This window comes from Nonomuraea sp. NPDC047897, from assembly GCF_043204415.1.
Classification (GTDB): domain Bacteria; phylum Actinomycetota; class Actinomycetes; order Streptosporangiales; family Streptosporangiaceae; genus Nonomuraea.
In genome coordinates, this window is sequence record NZ_JBIDCC010000001.1 from 212,515 (window position 1) to 228,547 (window position 16,033).

15 protein-coding genes are annotated in these 16,033 nt (G+C 70.6%); 9 read left to right on the forward strand and 6 right to left on the reverse strand.

Translation table 11 applies throughout. The features are described from left to right. Positions 1-2: 2 nt before the first annotated feature. Together ACGF0J_RS01005 and ACGF0J_RS01010 are read right to left on the reverse strand one after the other, a co-directional pair. Positions 3-212, reverse strand: coding sequence for a hypothetical protein (locus tag ACGF0J_RS01005; protein ID WP_393140992.1), 210 nt, complete (start codon positions 210-212; stop codon positions 3-5). Then, positions 188-820, reverse strand: a complete 633-nt coding sequence (locus tag ACGF0J_RS01010; RefSeq protein ID WP_393140994.1) for a hypothetical protein — start codon at positions 818-820, stop codon at positions 188-190. The genes ACGF0J_RS01005 and ACGF0J_RS01010 overlap by 25 nt, the downstream gene beginning before the upstream one ends. Before the next feature lie 262 nt (positions 821-1,082). Here ACGF0J_RS01010 and ACGF0J_RS01015 point away from each other — a divergent pair, with 262 nt between their 5' ends. The 3 genes from ACGF0J_RS01015 to ACGF0J_RS01025 all read left to right on the forward strand — a co-directional run bounded on the left by ACGF0J_RS01015 (position 1,083) and on the right by ACGF0J_RS01025 (position 4,993). Next, entirely contained in the window at positions 1,083-1,628 is a 546-nt protein-coding gene (locus ACGF0J_RS01015) for a hypothetical protein (RefSeq protein WP_393140996.1), read from the forward strand. A 131-nt stretch (positions 1,629-1,759) separates the two neighbouring features. Further along, positions 1,760-3,964 (forward strand): bifunctional serine/threonine-protein kinase/glutamate ABC transporter substrate-binding protein, encoded by a 2,205-nt coding sequence (locus tag ACGF0J_RS01020; protein ID WP_393140998.1) that lies wholly within the window; start codon positions 1,760-1,762, stop codon positions 3,962-3,964. A gap of 54 nt (positions 3,965-4,018) precedes the next feature. Continuing rightward, positions 4,019-4,993 (forward strand): malate dehydrogenase, encoded by a 975-nt coding sequence (locus tag ACGF0J_RS01025; protein ID WP_393141000.1) that lies wholly within the window; start codon positions 4,019-4,021, stop codon positions 4,991-4,993. Positions 4,994-5,119: 126 nt separating this feature from the next. On the opposite strand, the gene galE is transcribed toward ACGF0J_RS01025, so the two are convergent. Continuing rightward, positions 5,120-6,067, reverse strand: coding sequence for a UDP-glucose 4-epimerase GalE (gene galE, locus ACGF0J_RS01030; RefSeq protein ID WP_393141002.1), 948 nt, complete (start codon positions 6,065-6,067; stop codon positions 5,120-5,122). Between the two features lie 84 nt (positions 6,068-6,151). Between galE and ACGF0J_RS01035 the strand changes: the two genes are divergently transcribed. The 4 genes from ACGF0J_RS01035 to ACGF0J_RS01050 all read left to right on the forward strand — a co-directional run bounded on the left by ACGF0J_RS01035 (position 6,152) and on the right by ACGF0J_RS01050 (position 11,003). Beyond that, a complete protein-coding gene (locus ACGF0J_RS01035; RefSeq protein WP_393141004.1) occupies positions 6,152-7,501 on the forward strand; it encodes a hemolysin family protein in 1,350 nt (449 codons plus the stop codon). A gap of 14 nt (positions 7,502-7,515) precedes the next feature. Then, complete coding sequence (gene trpS, locus ACGF0J_RS01040) at positions 7,516-8,520, forward strand: tryptophan--tRNA ligase (protein WP_393141006.1); 1,005 nt, start codon at positions 7,516-7,518, stop codon at positions 8,518-8,520. Positions 8,521-8,644: 124 nt separating this feature from the next. Beyond that, positions 8,645-9,901, forward strand: a complete 1,257-nt coding sequence (locus ACGF0J_RS01045) for an ATP-binding protein (RefSeq protein ID WP_393141008.1) — start codon at positions 8,645-8,647, stop codon at positions 9,899-9,901. A gap of 88 nt (positions 9,902-9,989) precedes the next feature. Then, positions 9,990-11,003, forward strand: a complete 1,014-nt coding sequence (locus tag ACGF0J_RS01050) for a YihY/virulence factor BrkB family protein (protein ID WP_393141010.1) — start codon at positions 9,990-9,992, stop codon at positions 11,001-11,003. On the opposite strand, the gene ACGF0J_RS01055 is transcribed toward ACGF0J_RS01050, so the two are convergent. Beyond that, the gene (locus ACGF0J_RS01055) at positions 10,977-12,101 is read right to left on the reverse strand and encodes a D-alanyl-D-alanine carboxypeptidase family protein (RefSeq protein ID WP_393141012.1); all 1,125 of its coding nucleotides are present in this window, start codon (positions 12,099-12,101) and stop codon (positions 10,977-10,979) included. The two genes, ACGF0J_RS01050 and ACGF0J_RS01055, sit on opposite strands and share 27 nt — an antisense overlap. 80 nt (positions 12,102-12,181) lie before the next feature. On the opposite strand from ACGF0J_RS01055, the gene ACGF0J_RS01060 reads away from it, so the two are divergent. After that, entirely contained in the window at positions 12,182-12,388 is a 207-nt protein-coding gene (locus ACGF0J_RS01060) for an SCO4848 family membrane protein (RefSeq protein WP_393141819.1), read from the forward strand. Here ACGF0J_RS01060 and ACGF0J_RS01065 read toward each other — a convergent pair. Beyond that, positions 12,348-13,751, reverse strand: a complete 1,404-nt coding sequence (locus ACGF0J_RS01065) for a peptide ligase PGM1-related protein (protein WP_393141014.1) — start codon at positions 13,749-13,751, stop codon at positions 12,348-12,350. The genes ACGF0J_RS01060 and ACGF0J_RS01065 overlap by 41 nt on opposite strands. A 518-nt stretch (positions 13,752-14,269) precedes the next feature. Here ACGF0J_RS01065 and ACGF0J_RS01070 point away from each other — a divergent pair. Beyond that, positions 14,270-15,499, forward strand: a complete 1,230-nt coding sequence (locus ACGF0J_RS01070; RefSeq protein WP_393141016.1) for a M20 family metallopeptidase — start codon at positions 14,270-14,272, stop codon at positions 15,497-15,499. A gap of 172 nt (positions 15,500-15,671) precedes the next feature. Here the strand turns inward: ACGF0J_RS01070 and ACGF0J_RS01075 are convergent, their stop codons facing one another. Next, the gene (locus tag ACGF0J_RS01075; RefSeq protein ID WP_393141018.1) at positions 15,672-15,881 is read right to left on the reverse strand and encodes a hypothetical protein; all 210 of its coding nucleotides are present in this window, start codon (positions 15,879-15,881) and stop codon (positions 15,672-15,674) included. Between the last annotated feature and the right edge of the window lie 152 nt (positions 15,882-16,033).

Consider the following 16,033-nt stretch of genomic DNA (forward strand, 5'->3'; position numbering starts at 1 on the left):
GGTCAGGCCACCGGGCGGGCGGTGCCGTCGGCCAGGTCGAGCAGGCGGACGGCGTGCTCGCCGTGCGGTCCCCGGATCGCGACGGCGAGCGTGCCGTCGTCCGCCCAGCTCAGGATCCGGCCGATCCACCAGCCGGGGGGCAGCCGGGGGACGACCGTCCGGACGGTCCGGCCCGTGCGCGTGTCGGTCAGGACGACGCCCAGGTGGTCCACCCCGTCCGGGAGGACCTCGGCGGCCGGCGAGGCGAGCACGTCCGCCGCGTGGCCGCCGTCACCTGCCAGGGTGCGAGCGCCGCGAGGAGCCACGCGAGGATCGGCAGGGCGGCGGCGGACAGCTCGGAGGTCCCCCGCAGGACGGCGGGCAGCTCGGGCAGGCCGCAGCGGGACGCGGTCCACAGGGCGACGGCGGTGCCGCCGGCCAGGAGCGTGCGCGCGGACCTCGACCGGATGGCGAGCTCGGCGCAGACCAGGTCGGCCGGTCCCTGCGGCACGGGCGCGCCGTCGAGGTGCCGCAGGAGCAGGTGCACGGTGAGCACCACGCCGAGCGCGAGCGCCGCCCAGGCGCGTTCGGTCACGCCGACGTCCATCCGGAACGACCGCACCACCGTGCTGAGGGCGACGGCGGCGGAAAGAATGGCGGCGCACCGCCAGATGCCGACGAGCGGGGCCGAGGCGAGACACCACCCGTGCGGCCGGCGCGTACGCGGCCGGAAACGGGCGAAGGTGATTTCCGCCGCCACCCCGCCGAGAAACCAGCAGGTGATCGGAAAGTACGGGGAGACGGTGGCGTCGTGCACCATGATGGTCACGGCCAGGGCCATTCCCACGGCTCCGCCGATCCAGCGGAACCGCCTGGTGACCTGGAGATACCGGATAATCCGGTTTCCGGTGAAAACAGTCACGGCGACCGGCTGCTTCGCCGCGAAATGATCGGCCAGGGCCCGGGGCAGCGGCCTGGTCGCCCGGGAATAGGCGACCGGAACAGCCAGCGCCGACAGGGCCAGAAAGAGGGCGGCTAACAAATCTCGGTTTCCGTCACGCCGAAGAAAGTAGCAGAATACGGATCTTGAGTCAGGGGAGTCAATGATCGCCGACGAGGTGTGGGAACGGCTCGATCCGACGACGGGCACGGGCGGCCGGGCCGAGCGGCGGCGCGTGCTGCGGGCGGCGGGGGCGCTCGCCTCCGTGGCGCTCGTCACGGCGGTCGGCTGGTGGAGCGGAGCGGTGGCGCCCCGCCTGGTGGAGACACCCCGCCACGTGCAGATCCGGGCCTTCGAGGACGAGCTCGGCCGGCCGGGGGCCCTCCTGGTGGAGACGGGGCGGTGGATCGCGAACGAGGGCCGGCTGCCCGTCACGATCAACGGAGTGGCGATGCGGGGGCCCGGCGTCAGGGTCACGTCAGTGACCGTCGCGGACGGCGGCTCCCTGCCCGTGACGATCCCGCCGGGCGAGCGGGCGGCGTTCGTCATCGGCATCGACGTCACCGACTGCGACAGCGCCAGCACGGCGGCCCCGGATCTCGTCGTCGACACCGAGAGCTGGTGGGGGAGCCGCGCCGCCACGGTCGGCCGCCCGGACCACGCGGATCCGGACCTCGGCTTCCACCTTGCCTCGCCCTGCGAAGGGTGAGCCGCGGGCCTCGCAGGGACGGTCACGGACCGAAGAGTCACGTCACGAACGGTTAACGCCTCCCTGAGAACTTTCTGAACGTCGTAAAGTTTGCGTCGTCGGGCCGTTTGCACACGTGGGGACATGACGACATGCCGCAGATCTCGCCGCTGGTCACGGGCGACCCCGGCGAGCTGGGGTCGTTCCGGCTCACCGGACGGATCGGAGAGGGCGGCCAGGGCATCGTCTACCTGGGCGTCAACGACGAGGGCGAGCAGGCCGCCATCAAGCTGCTGCACATCAAGTTCAGCGGCGACACCATCGCCCGGTCGCGCTTCGCCAGGGAGCTCAAGGCGGCCAAACGGGTGGCGTCGTTCTGCACCGCCCGGGTCATCGAGGCCGACCTCGACGGTGACACGCCGTACATCGCGAGCGAGTACATCGAGGGACGGGCGCTGCGGGAGCTCGTCGACACCGACGGGCCGCTGCGCGGCACGGTGCTCGACCGGCTGGCCATCGGCACGGCGACAGCGCTGACAGCCATCCACCACGCCTCGATCGTGCACCGCGACTTCAAGCCCGACAACGTGCTCATCGCCGCCGACGGGCCGCGCGTGGTGGACTTCGGCATCGCGCGGATCATCGACTCGACCGGCACCATCACCAGCCGCGCCATCGGCACGCCCGCCTACATGGCGCCCGAACAGATCGCCGGCGAGGACGTGGGGCCCTACACCGACGTGTTCGCGTGGGGGGCCACGATCGCGTTCGCGGCCACGGGCAAGGTGGCCTTCGAGGGCAACTCGATCGCCGTGGTGCTCAACCGGATCCTCAACCACGAGGTCGACGTCGGCATGATGCCCGAGCCGCTGCGCGGGGTGGTCCGCTCGGCGCTGGCCAAGGCGCCGGAGGAGCGGCCGTCGGCCGACCAGATCCTGCTGCGGTTACTCGGCCAGCCCGAGACGACCGGGGCGTCCACGGCCGTGCTCAGCCGGGGCGCGGAGGTGGCCGGCGACGACACCACGCCGTTCCTGCGCGTGTCGCCGTCGCTCGCGAACCGCCAGACCGGCACGGGCGGCACGTCCGCGCCCATGGGCGGCACGTCCGCGCACTCAAGCGGCACGTCCGTGCCCACGGGCGGAGCGTCCTCCCGTACGGGCGGGACGCCTTCCCACCCGGGTGGCACGTCCGCGCACCCCGGCGGGGCGGCGGGACCGACCGGCGGGGGAGCCTCGCGGTACACCGGCGGCGCGGGGGCGCCGCATGCCGGGGCGTTCCCCGCGCAGACCGGCGCGTCGCCCCGGTACGCCGCGGGGACGCAACTGTCGGCGCAGCCGGGCGCCCCGCTGCCCCAGCAGCATTCGGACGGCCCCGCGCCGGGGTCGCAGCCGCAGGCAGGGAGCCCGGCCGAGCCACGCACCGGCGTGCCGCCCGCGCCCGTCACCCCGCCGGCCACCCCTGCCCGGCGCGGCCGGCGAGTCTTATGGCTCACCCTGGCCGTCACCATGGTGCTGCTCTGCGCGCTGACCGTCGTGGCCGTCTCGCGGGGCTGGTCGCCGCTGGCGTTGATCCAGAAGTCCGGTCTCTCCGGCGGGGAGCCGACGGGCGGCGACGGCACCTCGTCGAGCGCGGTGGACAAGGCGGCCGTCACCGGCAAGCTCGTCGTCGGCGTGAAGGGCGACCTGCCCGGCATCGGGCTGGAACGCGGCGGCGGCTTCGAGGGGTTCGACGTCGAGCTGGCGAAGAAGATCGCGGCGGCGCTCGGCGCGAAGCAGACCGAGTTCGTCAGGGTCTCCCGCGGCGACCGGGCCGACCTGCTCGCCGACGGCACGGTGGACCTGGTGGTCGCCACCTACTCCATCGACGAGGCCGACGAGAACAAGGTCAGTTTCGCCGGGCCCTACTACCTGGCGCACCAGGACATCCTGGTGCGCAGCGGCAGCGGCATCGAGCGGATCGACGACCTCGCGGGCAAGAGGATCTGCGCGATCAACAGCCCCTCGGTCGGCCTGGTCCAGGACCGGGTGAAGGTCAGGCCGGTCACAGCGGGCAACTACGCCGAGTGCATGGACCTGCTCAGGAGTGGCGGCGTCGACGCGGTTCCCGGTGACGACCTCATCCTGGCCGGGTTCGCCAGCCGCGAGAACCTCCGCTTCAAGGTGCTGGGCGCCAAGCTCACCAACGAGCGCTACGCCGTCGGCATCCGCAAGGGCGACGCCCGGACGTGCGGCGCGGTCAACGCCGTGATCGCCGACCTCTACGCCACCGGCGCCCTGAAGGAGCTCCTCACCAGCCATTTCAAGAAGGTCGAGTTCGACATGGAGCTGAACAGACCCGTGATGGAAGCCTGCCGATGACGAACGGGTAGCATCCGAAGGTCAATCAATCGTCCTGCGAGTTAGGGGAAGGCCATGGCCACGCCCGTCAAGGTGACCGTCACCGGTGCCGCCGGTCAGATCGGCTACGCACTGCTGTTCCGCATCGCGTCGGGCCAGCTGCTGGGCGCGAACGTCCCGGTCAAGCTGAGCCTGCTGGAGGTCCCGCAGGCGGTGAAGGCCGCCGAGGGCACCGCCATGGAGCTCGACGACTGCGCGTTCCCGCTGCTGTCCGGCATCGAGATCACCGACGACCCGGACGTGGCCTTCGACGGCGCCAACGTGGCCCTCCTCGTGGGCGCCATGCCGCGTAAGGCCGGCATGGAGCGCGGCGACCTGCTCGGCGCCAACGGAGGCATCTTCGGGCCGCAGGGCAAGGCGATCAACGACCACGCCGCCGACGACATCAAGGTCCTCGTGGTCGGCAACCCCGCCAACACCAACGCGCTGATCGCCCAGCAGCACGCGCCCGACGTGCCGGCCGAGCGCTTCACCGCGATGACCCGCCTCGACCACAACCGGGCGCTGTCCCAGCTCGCCGCGAAGCTCCAGGTGCCGGTCACCGAGATCAAGCACATGACGATCTGGGGCAACCACTCCGCCACGCAGTACCCCGACCTGTTCCACGCCGAGGTCGGCGGCAAGGTTGCCGCCGAGCAGGTCGACGCCGAGTGGCTGCGCGAGACGTTCATCCCGACCGTCGCCAAGCGCGGTGCGGCGATCATCGAGGCGCGCGGCGCCTCCTCGGCCGCCTCGGCCGCCAACGCCGCGATCGACCACGTCCACGACTGGGTCAACGGCACCGACTGGACCTCCGCCGCCATCGTCTCCGACGGGTCCTACGGGGTCCCGGAGGGGCTCATCTCGTCGTTCCCGGTCCGCGCCGTGGACGGCCGGTTCGAGATCATCCAGGGTCTGGAGATCGACTCCTTCTCGCGCGAGCGCATCGACGCCAGCGTGCGGGAGCTGGTGGAGGAGCGCGACGCGGTCAGGTCGCTCGGCCTCATCTAGGCACCTTCGAGGGCGCGCGTCCCCTTCCGGGGCGCGCGCCTTCGTCGTGTCCGGCGGCGTACCGGACCGGCGACCTCGACCGGCAGCCGGGACCGGGGGCCGGGCCGGGAGGCGTGGCCGAGGCGGTCAGGAGGCGGACAGCGCCGCCCACGCGTCCGCGACGATGTCGCGCAGCTCCGCCCGCTCGGCCTTCCAGCCCAGCTCGCTCTGGATCCGCTGCGACGAGGCGACCAGCACGGCCGGGTCGCCGGGACGGCGCGGTCCCACGACGGCGGGGATCTCGTGCCCGGTGACCTCGCGGCAGACCGAGATCACCTCCTGGACCGAGAAGCCCGTGCCGTTGCCCAGGTTGTAGATCTCGTGCCGGCCCTCGGCGACCGCGTCGAGCGCCAGCAGGTGGGCGCGGGCCAGGTCGGCGACGTGGATGTAGTCGCGCACGCAGGTGCCGTCGGGCGTCGGGTAGTCGGTGCCGAACACGTTCACCGACTCGCGCTCGCCGGTGGCGACCTTCAGCACGTTGGGGATGAGGTGCGTCTCCACGGTGTGCCGCTCGCGGTAGCGGCCGTGGGCGCCCGCCACGTTGAAGTAGCGCAGGCTCACCGCGCCCAGCCCGCGCAGCCCGGCGTAGGCGGTCAGGGCCGTGTCGACGGCCAGCTTGGAGGCGCCGTAGGGGTTCGTCGGGCGCGTGGGGTCGCTCTCCTCGATCGGGGAGCGTTCGGGCTCGCCGTACGTGGCGGCGGTGGAGGAGAAGACGATCCGGCGCACGCCCTGACCGTGCATGGCGTCCAGCAGGGCCAGCGTGCCGCCGAGGTTGTGCGACCAGTAGAGACCCGGCTTCTCGACGGACTCGCCGACCAGCGACTTGGCGGCGAAGTGCAGCACCGCGTCCACGCCGCGCAGGGCGTCGCCGGCCTCGGTGATGGAGCCATGGACGAACCGGGCGCCCTCCGGCACGGCGTCGGCGTGGCCGGTCGAGAGGTCGTCGAGCACGGTCACCTCGTGCCCGGCCTCGACGAGCTGCGCCGCCACGACGCTGCCGATGTATCCGGCGCCTCCGGTGACCAGTAGCTTCATGTCTACTCCTGTTGGAATATGTTCGATTTGGTCGGCTTGCCGTTCAGCATAGGTGAAAAGCCGTTGAGTACGCTGCCAACCACCATGTATGACAACGTCGCGGCCAACATCGCGCTCGTCCTCGTCTTCATTCTGGTCGGCGGCTACTTCGCGGCGGCCGAGATGGCGATGGTGAGCCTGAGGGAGAGCCAGGTACGCAAGCTCGCCCAGCGCGGGCGGCGCGGCGAGCGCGTCGCCAAACTCGCCCGCGACCCCAACCGATTCCTGTCGGCCGTGCAGATCGGGGTGACCGTCGCCACCATGCTGTCGGCCGCGTTCGGCGCCGACCGGCTCGGCATGCAGCTCACACCCGTCCTCGAAGGATGGGGGGTGCCCGCAGCCGTCGCCCCCGTGCTCGCGCTGGTGCTGGTGACGCTGGCCATCTCGTACGTGTCGCTGGTGCTCGGCGAGTTGGCGCCCAAGCGCCTGGCCAGACAGCGGGCCGAGGGGCTGTCGCTGTTCGTGGCGCCGTTCCTCGACCGCATCGCCGCCCTGTCACGCCCGATCATCTGGGCGCTGTCCAAGTCCACCGACGGCGTCGTCCGGCTGCTCGGTGGCAACCCGCACGCCGACACCGAGGAGGTGACCACCGAGGAGCTGCGCGAGATGGTCGTCGGCCACACCGACCTGACGAGCGACGAGCGCAACCTCATCGCCGAGGTGTTCGCCGCGGGCAAGCGGCAGCTACGCGAGGTCATGCTGCCGCGCACCGAGGTGGAGTTCATGGAGGCCGACACCCCGCTGGCCGAGGCGGCGGTGCTCGCGGCGGCCATGCCGCACTCGCGCTTCCCCGTCTACCGCGAGTCGTACGACGAGGTCATCGGGTTCGTGCACGTCAGGGACCTGCTCGACCCGGTGCTGACCGGCCGCGTCGAGCCCATCAGCACGCTGGTGCCGATCCGGCCGGTCAAGTTCGTGCCCGCCTCCAAGCGGGTGCTGACGACGCTGTCGGAGATGCGCGACGAACAGCACCATCTGGCCATCGTGGTCGACGAGTACGGCGGCACCGCCGGCATCGTCACCCTGGAGGACCTGGTCGAGGAGCTGATCGGCGACATCAGGGACGAGTACGACGTGGAGGACGACACGGTCGTGCTGCCCGCCGGCGAGATGGAGATCGACGGGCTGACCAATCTCGGCGACTTCGCCGAAGAGACCGGCATCAGGCTGCCCAGCGGGCCGTACGAGACGCTGGGCGGGTTCGTGATGGCGATGCTCGGGCACGTCGCGAGCACGGGTGAGATGGTCGAGGTGAACGGTTTCGAGCTGACCGTCACCGAGCTCGACGGCCGCCGGATCGCGAGGGTGCGGGTGAAACGCCGGCCCGCCGTCGAGTCGCCTTCGCCGCCCGTCGAGTCCCCGCCCGTCGAGTCGCCGCCTGCCGAGGATTCCTGACACAATTACCTGCTATGGCCAGACCTCGTGTTCTCTCCGGCATCCAGCCCACCGCGGACTCCTTCCACCTGGGCAACTACCTGGGTGCGGTCCGTCAGTGGGTGCCGTTGCAGGAGACTCACGACGCCTTCTACTGCGTGGTCGATCTGCACGCGATCACCGTGCCGACCGACCCGGCCGACCTGCGCCGGCGCACCCGCGTGGCGGCCGCGCAGCTCTTCGCGGCGGGGCTCGACCCCGAGCGCTCCACGGTCTTCGTGCAGTCGCACGTCCGGCAGCACACCGAGCTGGCGTGGACGCTGATCTGCCTCACCGGCATGGGCGAGGCGGCCCGGATGACCCAGTTCAAGGACAAGTCGGCCAAGTTCGGGGAGAGCGCGGCCAGCGTGGGCCTGTTCACCTACCCGATCCTGCAGGCCGCCGACATCCTGCTCTACCAGGCCAACCGCGTCCCGGTCGGCGCCGACCAGAAGCAGCACCTGGAGCTGACCCGCGACCTCGCGCAGCGCTTCAACCACCGCTTCGGCGACACCTTCACCCTGCCGGAGCCGCACATCCTCAAGGAGGTCGAGAAGATCACCGACCTCCAGGACCCGTCGGCCAAGATGTCGAAGTCGTCCTCCAGCCCGGCCGGCATCCTCGACGTGCTGGAGCAGCCCGGCCCGCTGCGCAAGAAGGTCATGCGGGCGGTCACCGACACGGGCAGCGAGGTGCTCTTCGACGAGGAGAACAAGCCCGGCATCTCCAACCTGCTGCGGATCCAGTCGGCGCTGACCGGCACGCCCATCCCCGAGCTGGTCGCCCGCTACGTCGGCCAGGGCTACGGCACGTTCAAGAAGGACGTCGCCGAGGCCGTGGTCGAGACGTTCGGCCCGATCCGCGAGCGCACCGAGAAGCTGCTGGCCGACGAGGCCGAGCTCGACCGCCTGCTGGCCATCGGCGCCGAGCGCGCGGGCGAGGTGGCCGAGCGCACCATGGCGGAGGTCCGCGACAAGGTCGGCTTCCTGCCCACCCGCTGACGCCCCCCGGGACGCCGCCTGGGTGGTCACCCCGGCCGGCTCGCGTGTCGGCGCTCTCAAGGCCTCACTTCGGCAGATTGAAAGACCTCCCTTCGGCAGATTGAAAGGTCGTTAGACTCTCTGCGTGCGACAAGGTGTCGATTACCTGCCCAGACGTGCGGCGGCCCTCGTGTACGAAGCTCTGGACGACACGAGGGTCGTTGTCATCAACGGAGCCCGGCAGGTGGGCAAGAGCACGCTGGCCGAGCGAGTGCTGTGTCAGGTCTCAGGGGGTGTGGCCAGGTTTCTCGACGACCCGGTCACCAGAGCGGCGGCGAGCGAGGATCCCGTCCGGTTCGTGGGCCACGACGGACTCATGCTCATCGACGAGGTCCAGCGGGTGCCGGACCTCTGGCTGGCGATCAAGCATGCGGTCGATCGCGACCCCCGCCCGGGGCGCTTCCTTCTGACCGGATCCGCGCGTCTGCTGGCTTTGCGCAGTCTTCCCGACGCGCTGCCAGGTAGGGCCGAGACCGTGGAACTGTGGCCGCTGTCCCAGGGCGAGATCCAGGGGCACGAAGACGGATTCGTCGACGCCGCGTTCGCCGCCGGGGCTGAGCTACGCTGCGAGTCTCTCGGACTGCGGAGAAAGGACTATCTGGAACTGGCGGCGCGTGGCGGCTACCCGGAAGCCCTGAAGCGGAAGACGCAGCGCCGCCGCGACCGGTTCTTCGAGAGCTACGTCGCTGACCTGATGGCCAGAGACGTGAAGCAGGTGGCGCAGATCGAGCGTGCCACTGACATGCGGCGGCTCATCTCCTTGCTGGCCGCGCAGACCGGGGGGCTGCTCAACGTCAACCGGTTGGCGAGCGATCTGTCCATCTCCAACCCGACTGTCCGGCACTATATGGAGATCCTGGAAACGATCTTCCTTGTGCGCCTGCTGCCGGCCTGGTCGGCGAGCAGCACGGCTCGTGCCCTCGCCACTCCCAAGGTCATCTTCGTCGACTCGGGACTGGCCCGCTATCTGGCCGGCAGCGGCGGCGGAGACGAGGTGCTGGGAGGGATGATGGAGAACTTCGTGCTCGGGGAGATCGCCAAGCAGCTCACCTGGGCTCATACCTCCGCACGGCTCTACCACTACCGTGATCGCGACCAGTACGAGGTCGACGGCGTCCTGGAGAACAACGCGGGCGAGATCGTGGGCATCGAGGTCAAGGCCGCCGAGACGGTCCGGAGCGACGATTTCCGAGGTCTGCGGTTGTTGCGGCGGCGGTTGGGTGAGCGCATGCGGGCCGGGTTCGTCCTCTACTGCGGGTCGGAGTCGCTCAGCTTCGGTGACGGTCTGGCCTGCCTGCCCATCTCCGGGGTGTGGACGGCGTCCGCCGGGTCCGGCGCTTGACCTGGGCGGGGCTGGGCAGGGACCTCTCACCGGAGAGGCGGACGGCGGGGACCGGTGGCCCCGCGCCAGGAAGAGCGGGGCGGACGAGATGGCCGGTCTGGGCGGGCGGATCGAGGCGGCGAAGGCGTGGGGCCGTGGCCGGGTCGAGTACTGGCGGGTCCGGCGGCCCTCGATCGACCACCTGATCCGTACCGTCCAGCGCTACCAGCTCCAGTCGGGTGACCGGCTGGCGGGCGCGGTGACCTACTTCGCGTTCCTGTCGTTCTTCCCGCTGGTCGCGCTGGCGTACGCGCTGCTCGGCTACGTGCTGAGCAACGACCAGAGCGCGATGGACGCGCTGAACCGGGCCATCACCGAGCAGTTGCCGGGTGTGGCCGACCGGCTCGACCTCGACGGCATCGCCACGGCCAAGGCGACCGCCGGGATCATCGGCCTGCTCGGCCTGCTCTACGCCGGGCTGGGCGCCGTCGACGCGCTCCGCGGGGCGTTGCGCGAGATGTCGATGACCACGACGCCGCCCCTCGCCTTCTTCCTCGGCAAGCTGCGCGACCTGGCCTCGCTCGTCATGCTCGGGGCGACGATGCTTGCCTCGGTGGTCGTCACGGGGTTCGCCACGCAGGCCACGGCCGTGGTGGCGCGGTTCCTCGGTCTGGACGACACGCCGGTGAACAAGCTCATGCTGTTCTTCGTCGGCCTCGGGGCGAGCCTGGCGGCCGACTGGCTGCTCTTCGTGATCGTGCTCGGCTGGGTGGCGCGGCCGACGCAGCCGTTCAAGGTCATCGCCAAGGGGGCGCTGCTGGGGGCGATCGGGTTCGGGGCGCTCAAGCAGCTCGCCGGACTGCTGCTGGGCACGACGCTCAGCAACCCGCTCTACGGCACGTTCGCGGTGATCGTCGGATTGCTGCTGTGGATCAACTTCTCGGCCCGCCTCGTCATGTACGTGGCCGCCTGGACGGCGACGGCGGGATACGCCCCGCCGCCCGCCCCCTCGCCGATCCCGTCGGACGGCGGGGTCACCGAGCCCCCCGAGGCCACCGGCCCGGCCGGGCCCGCGCGGAGCGAGCCGGCCGCCCGGTCACTCGCCGAGGGCAGGGGGGCGTGAGCCGCGCCGGCGGCGCAGGCCGTATCCGAGCCAGACCAGCCCGAACAGCAGCGCGGCCCCGATGACGACGACGCCCACGGTGCGCGTGGTGTCGGTCTGCTTGGCGGCGGCCGCTTCGAGCAGCGGCGCCGGCTGGGCGGCGGAGGGCAGCGGCGTGGCCGTGACCTGCTGCGGCGCCGGCGCCGCAGCCTCGGCGGGGAGCGGGTCGACCAGCCGGCCCACCGGCGTGACCTTGCCGCGGGCGGCGAAGCCCCAGTCGAGGAGCTGGGCGACCTCCTCCCAGAAGAAGCCCTCGTGCCGCATGATGGCCACGATGATCGTGTGGCCGCCGCGGGTGGCCGCGCCGACGAAGCTGGCCCGCGCCTTGGTGGTCCAGCCGTTCTTGACGCCGATCATGCCGTCGTAGCGCCACAGCAGCTTGTTGTGGTTGCTGATCTCGTAGTACTTCTTCGGCGCCGGGAACTTCGCGACCTTCGTGCCGACGTAGCGGCGGAACTCCGGGTTGGCCAGTCCGGCCCGCGCGATGAGGGCCAGGTCGTAGGCCGAGCTGCTCTGGCCCGGTTTGTCCAGCCCGCTCGGCGTCTTGGCCACGGTGTCGTTCGCCTGCAGTCGCCTGGCCTCGGTGTTCATGTCCTGGAGGGTCTTGGCCAGGCCGCCGTTGGCCTCGGCCAGCGCCATGGCGGCGTCGTTGCCCGACGACATCATCAGCGCCTTCATCAGGTCGTCGACCTTGTAGATGGGCTTGGTCGTCAGGCCGACCGCGCTGCCCTCCTGGTTGACGGCGTCGCGGCTCGGCCGGACCGTGAGGTCCTTGTCGAGCAGCGGGAGCAGGGTCACTGCGGTCAGCATCTTGAGCGTGCTGGCCGGGCGGTAGCGGCCGTGGGCGTCCTTGGCCGCGAGCACCTCGCCCGTCACGGCGTCGGCGATGACGAAGGACGTCGCCTTCGTCCTGGGCGGAGCCTTGACGCCGTCGGGACGCACCAGCCCGCGGCTGGCGAGCTGGTCGCCTCCGACCGGTGGCGTCGGTGAGGCGTGTGCGGTCCCGGTGAGCGCGACCGCCGCGATGAGTGCCGTCACCGGCAGGAGTCTGTTCCACATGGCGATCTCAGCGTAGCTTCGAGTTCTTCCACATGCGCCGACTCATCCCCACAAGCTCCGGCCTCGATACTGGAGAGGTGATGATGTCGCGAAAGATCGCCCTTTTCCTCATGGTGCTGGGCGTTTTCATGATCTTCGAATGGGTGAACCTCGGGTTTAACCTGGCCGACGGTCACCGGACGAGCTTCTACGTGGTGCACGGCATCCTGATCGCCGTCAACGTCGTGCTCGGGGCCGTGCTGGTCGTCATCGGCCGGCGGGCGCTCCGCCGAGTGCGAGGCGGGTGAGCCGGTGCAACTCGTCGGCCTCCTCGCGGGAGTCGCCGATCGAGGTGAAGCCCAGCTTGCCGTGCTCGGGGATCGCGCCGAGCAGGTGGAAGACGTTCCCGGTACGACGGGCGGCGTCGAAGCCGAGGCCCAGCCGTTCGGCCATCCGCACGACCTCGCCCGGCGAGCGCCCGCGCAGGCAGGAGGCGGCGCAGTTGTCGGTGGCGGTGTAGTACTTGGGCTGGTCGCCGACCATGAGCAGCCCGGTGCCCGGGTCGTAGGTGGCGCCGGTGGTCAGCAGCGCGGCGCCGAACGGGTGGGTGGTGCCGCCGATGCGCAGGTTGATCTCGCAGAGCAGGGCGGCGTAGCCGGCGTCGGCCTTCAGCGCGAAGAAGTCCATGCCGAACAGGCCGACCACGCCGCGCTCGGCCATGATGCGGGCGATCCGCGCGGCCGACGCCCCGACCTCCGCCCGGTACTCCGGAGCGGCGGGGAAGGTGCAGCCCTGGTACACGTCGTTGTTGGCGCCGCCGAGCACCTGGTCGTGGGTGGCGACGACGTCGTAGTGGCCGCCCGGCGTGATTCTGGCCAGTGCGCTCGGGAAGTACAGCGGCCGGTGCCCGATGAACTCCTCGACCACCGCCCCCCGTTCGGCGATCTTGGCGCTGAAGGTGTCCCAGGTCTCGCCGTCGGCCGAGAAGCTGACGGCCGGGCCGCCGTCCTTGCTGACGATCGCGTTGCCGAGGCCGGAGTAGCCGTCGTTCAGCTTGACCATGACCCGCTCGCCGGGCAGCGCGTCGATGGCGTCCTGGATCTCGGCCTCGGTGCGCAGGTCGCCGAAGCCGCGCGCCATCGGCACACCCGCCTCCTGGCCGACCTCGCGCGCCCCGCTCTTGGAGCCGTAGTACGCCAGGGACGTGGCCGGCCCGTAGAGGGGAACGCCGAGCAGCGAGGCGAGTTCCTCCTCCAGTTCGCTCAGCACGAACGGGACCATCCACGCGTCGCCGTCCACGGCCTGCCGGATCCGCTCGATGGCGTCGGGGCGTGACAGCAGGGTCCGTGTCAGCGGCTGCGAGCAGGGGTCGTCGAGGCTGATGAGTGTGAGCCGCTCGGCGGCGTCGTCGGGGTCGGGCAGGAACCCGAAGTAGTAGTCGACGATGTCGCGGTCGATCGGCGCCGAGGAGAGGTAGACCACCCGGACGCCCGGTTCACGCAGCGTGAGGAGGAGGAAGAGGAGACGCTCCTCGTAGCACCTCGCTCCGGTGATGCGGCGCAGCTCGTCCTGTGGCAGGGAGAGCGAGGGCACGACCACCAGGGTCCCCTCGCTCGGCTCGAAGATGCTTAACCGTGCATACTTCTCCCCGAACGGGATTTTAGTGATCATATGGCGAGTGAAGCACGCATACTTCGCGAACGCAGCAAGCGCCGCAGTGTGTTCGCCATGCCGTAAGGTGACAGGATTCGGAATCGGCCACCACGTTTGGGGGCGGCGTCACGGGGTCACCATCTACTGATCCGTTGTGACTATTTCCGGGCCAGGCGACCGTCACTCACCGTGAGGAACCGGGGTTACGGGCATGCCGTCGGCTAACTTTTGGTGTAGTTGTCCGCGGAGAGGCGTGCGGGAGCGATAAAGTCGAAGCATCGCCGTCGGGCTCACGGCCACCCGCCGTGGTTCCGGGCTGCAGCGGTCGATCTCCGTCCGGAGATCCGTGACCGCGCCCGTGCTGACGATCCCCGGCACCGAGACCCAGGGGTTCGGCGTGTGATTCGCCGGGCCGCTGTTCCGATCGAACAGTGGCCGCAGTGAGACAAGTGACGGGACGACAAGGATTTTTGACGATATAGGCCGTGCTTCTCTGGGCAGTACACAGCGCACGGCATGGGACGGGACGGTGACTGATGCGGGGACGTGAGCTGCGGGGCGAACTCGACGCGTTCCTGGCGGAGACTGAGCAGGATCTGGTGGCGTTCCGGCGCGACCTGCACATGTATCCTGAGCTGGGCTTCGCCGAATACCGCACGACCCAGCGGATCACCGAGCGGCTCACCGCCGCCGGCCTGGTCCCGGCCGTGCTCCCACGCGGCACCGGCATCATCTGCGACGTGGGCAGCGGCGACGGCCCCACCGTGGCGCTGCGCGCCGACATCGACGCGCTCCCCCTCCAGGACGAGAAGGACGCCCCCTACCGCTCCACGGTCCCCGGCGCCTGCCACGCCTGCGGCCACGACGTGCACACCACCATCCTGCTCGGCACCTCCCTCTTCCTCGCCCAGCAGGCCGCCGCCGGCCTCCTGCCCGGCCGGGTCCGCCTCATCTTCCAGCCCGCCGAGGAGCTGCCCGGCGGCGCGCTGGAGGTCATGGCGCAGGGCGGCATCAGCGGAGTCGACCGCATCTTCGGCCTCCACTGCGACCCCCGCCTCGACGTCGGCCAGGTCGGGCTCAAGCCGGGCCCCATCACCTCCGCCTGCGACCGGCTCCTCATCCGCGTGTCCGGACCCGGCGGCCACACCGCCAGGCCCCACCTGACGGCCGACCTCGTCTTCGCCCTCGCCAAGATCCTCACCGAGCTGCCCGCCGCCCTGTCGCGGCGGATCGACCCGCGCAGCTCGCTCAGCCTCGTCTGGGGCCGCGTCGAGGCCGGCTCAGCCGCCAACGCCATCCCCGACGACGGCATCGCCGAAGGCACCGTCCGCTGCCTCGACGAGAACGCCTGGCACGTCGCGCCCGACCTCATCAAGTCCCTGCTGGAGTCGGTCGCCGGCGCCTACGGGGTCGAGGCCGAGATGGAATACACCCGCGGCGTGCCGCCGGTGGTCAACGACGAGATGAGCGTCGAGATGCTGGCGGAGGCGGCGCAGCGCGCCCTCGGCGCCGGCTCGGTCGCCCCCACCCAGCAGTCGCTCGGCGGCGAGGACTTCGCCTGGTACCTGGAGTCCATCCCCGGCGCCTTCGCCAGGCTCGGCACCCGGTCGCCGGGCGGACGGACGTACGACATCCACCAGGGCACCTTCGACGTGGACGAGGGCGCGATCGCCATGGGCGTCCGGCTCATGGCCGCCACCGCCCTGACCGCCCTGTGGGAGTCGCGGCCCGTCACGGTCACCGACCCCATCACGACGCTGGCCTGAACGGTGGATGCGTTCGGTGCAGCCGAGCGGTCACCGCCCCGGCACAGCTCGACGACCTCAGCCTTGACCTCCGGAGTGAAGAAGCGGCGAGGACGCGGATTCTTTCTTCCTCACGCTCTCCATCATGGACAACTCTCCGGAGACTTCGCTCTCGGATGTCCGTCAAACCGGATCAAGCCCAGGCTGTGACGCTGATTCGGCGGCCGGCAAGGAAAATGCATCTGTCGAGGTGACTCGGGCCGGCCTGAAAACAGCCGGGGTTGATCCCGTAGCCGTTGTCGAAGCTCGGCAGCAGGCTGCCCAATGTCATTCTGCGGTATTTTCTGAGCAGAACCCGGCTCAGCCGGGCGCCCGCCGACGCGCGACCGGCCGTCAAAATCATGAGCCTCATGGTCTCCTCTTCAGCGCCACCTCTGCGGCGCCTGCCCCCAGACATCGCCGCCCCTCTCCTGACCTGGACAACCGGCCGGGCGCCCTGCCACCTGGTGTCGATTGGCGCCGCACGGTTGAGTTGATCAGGCGCACTAGGATGGA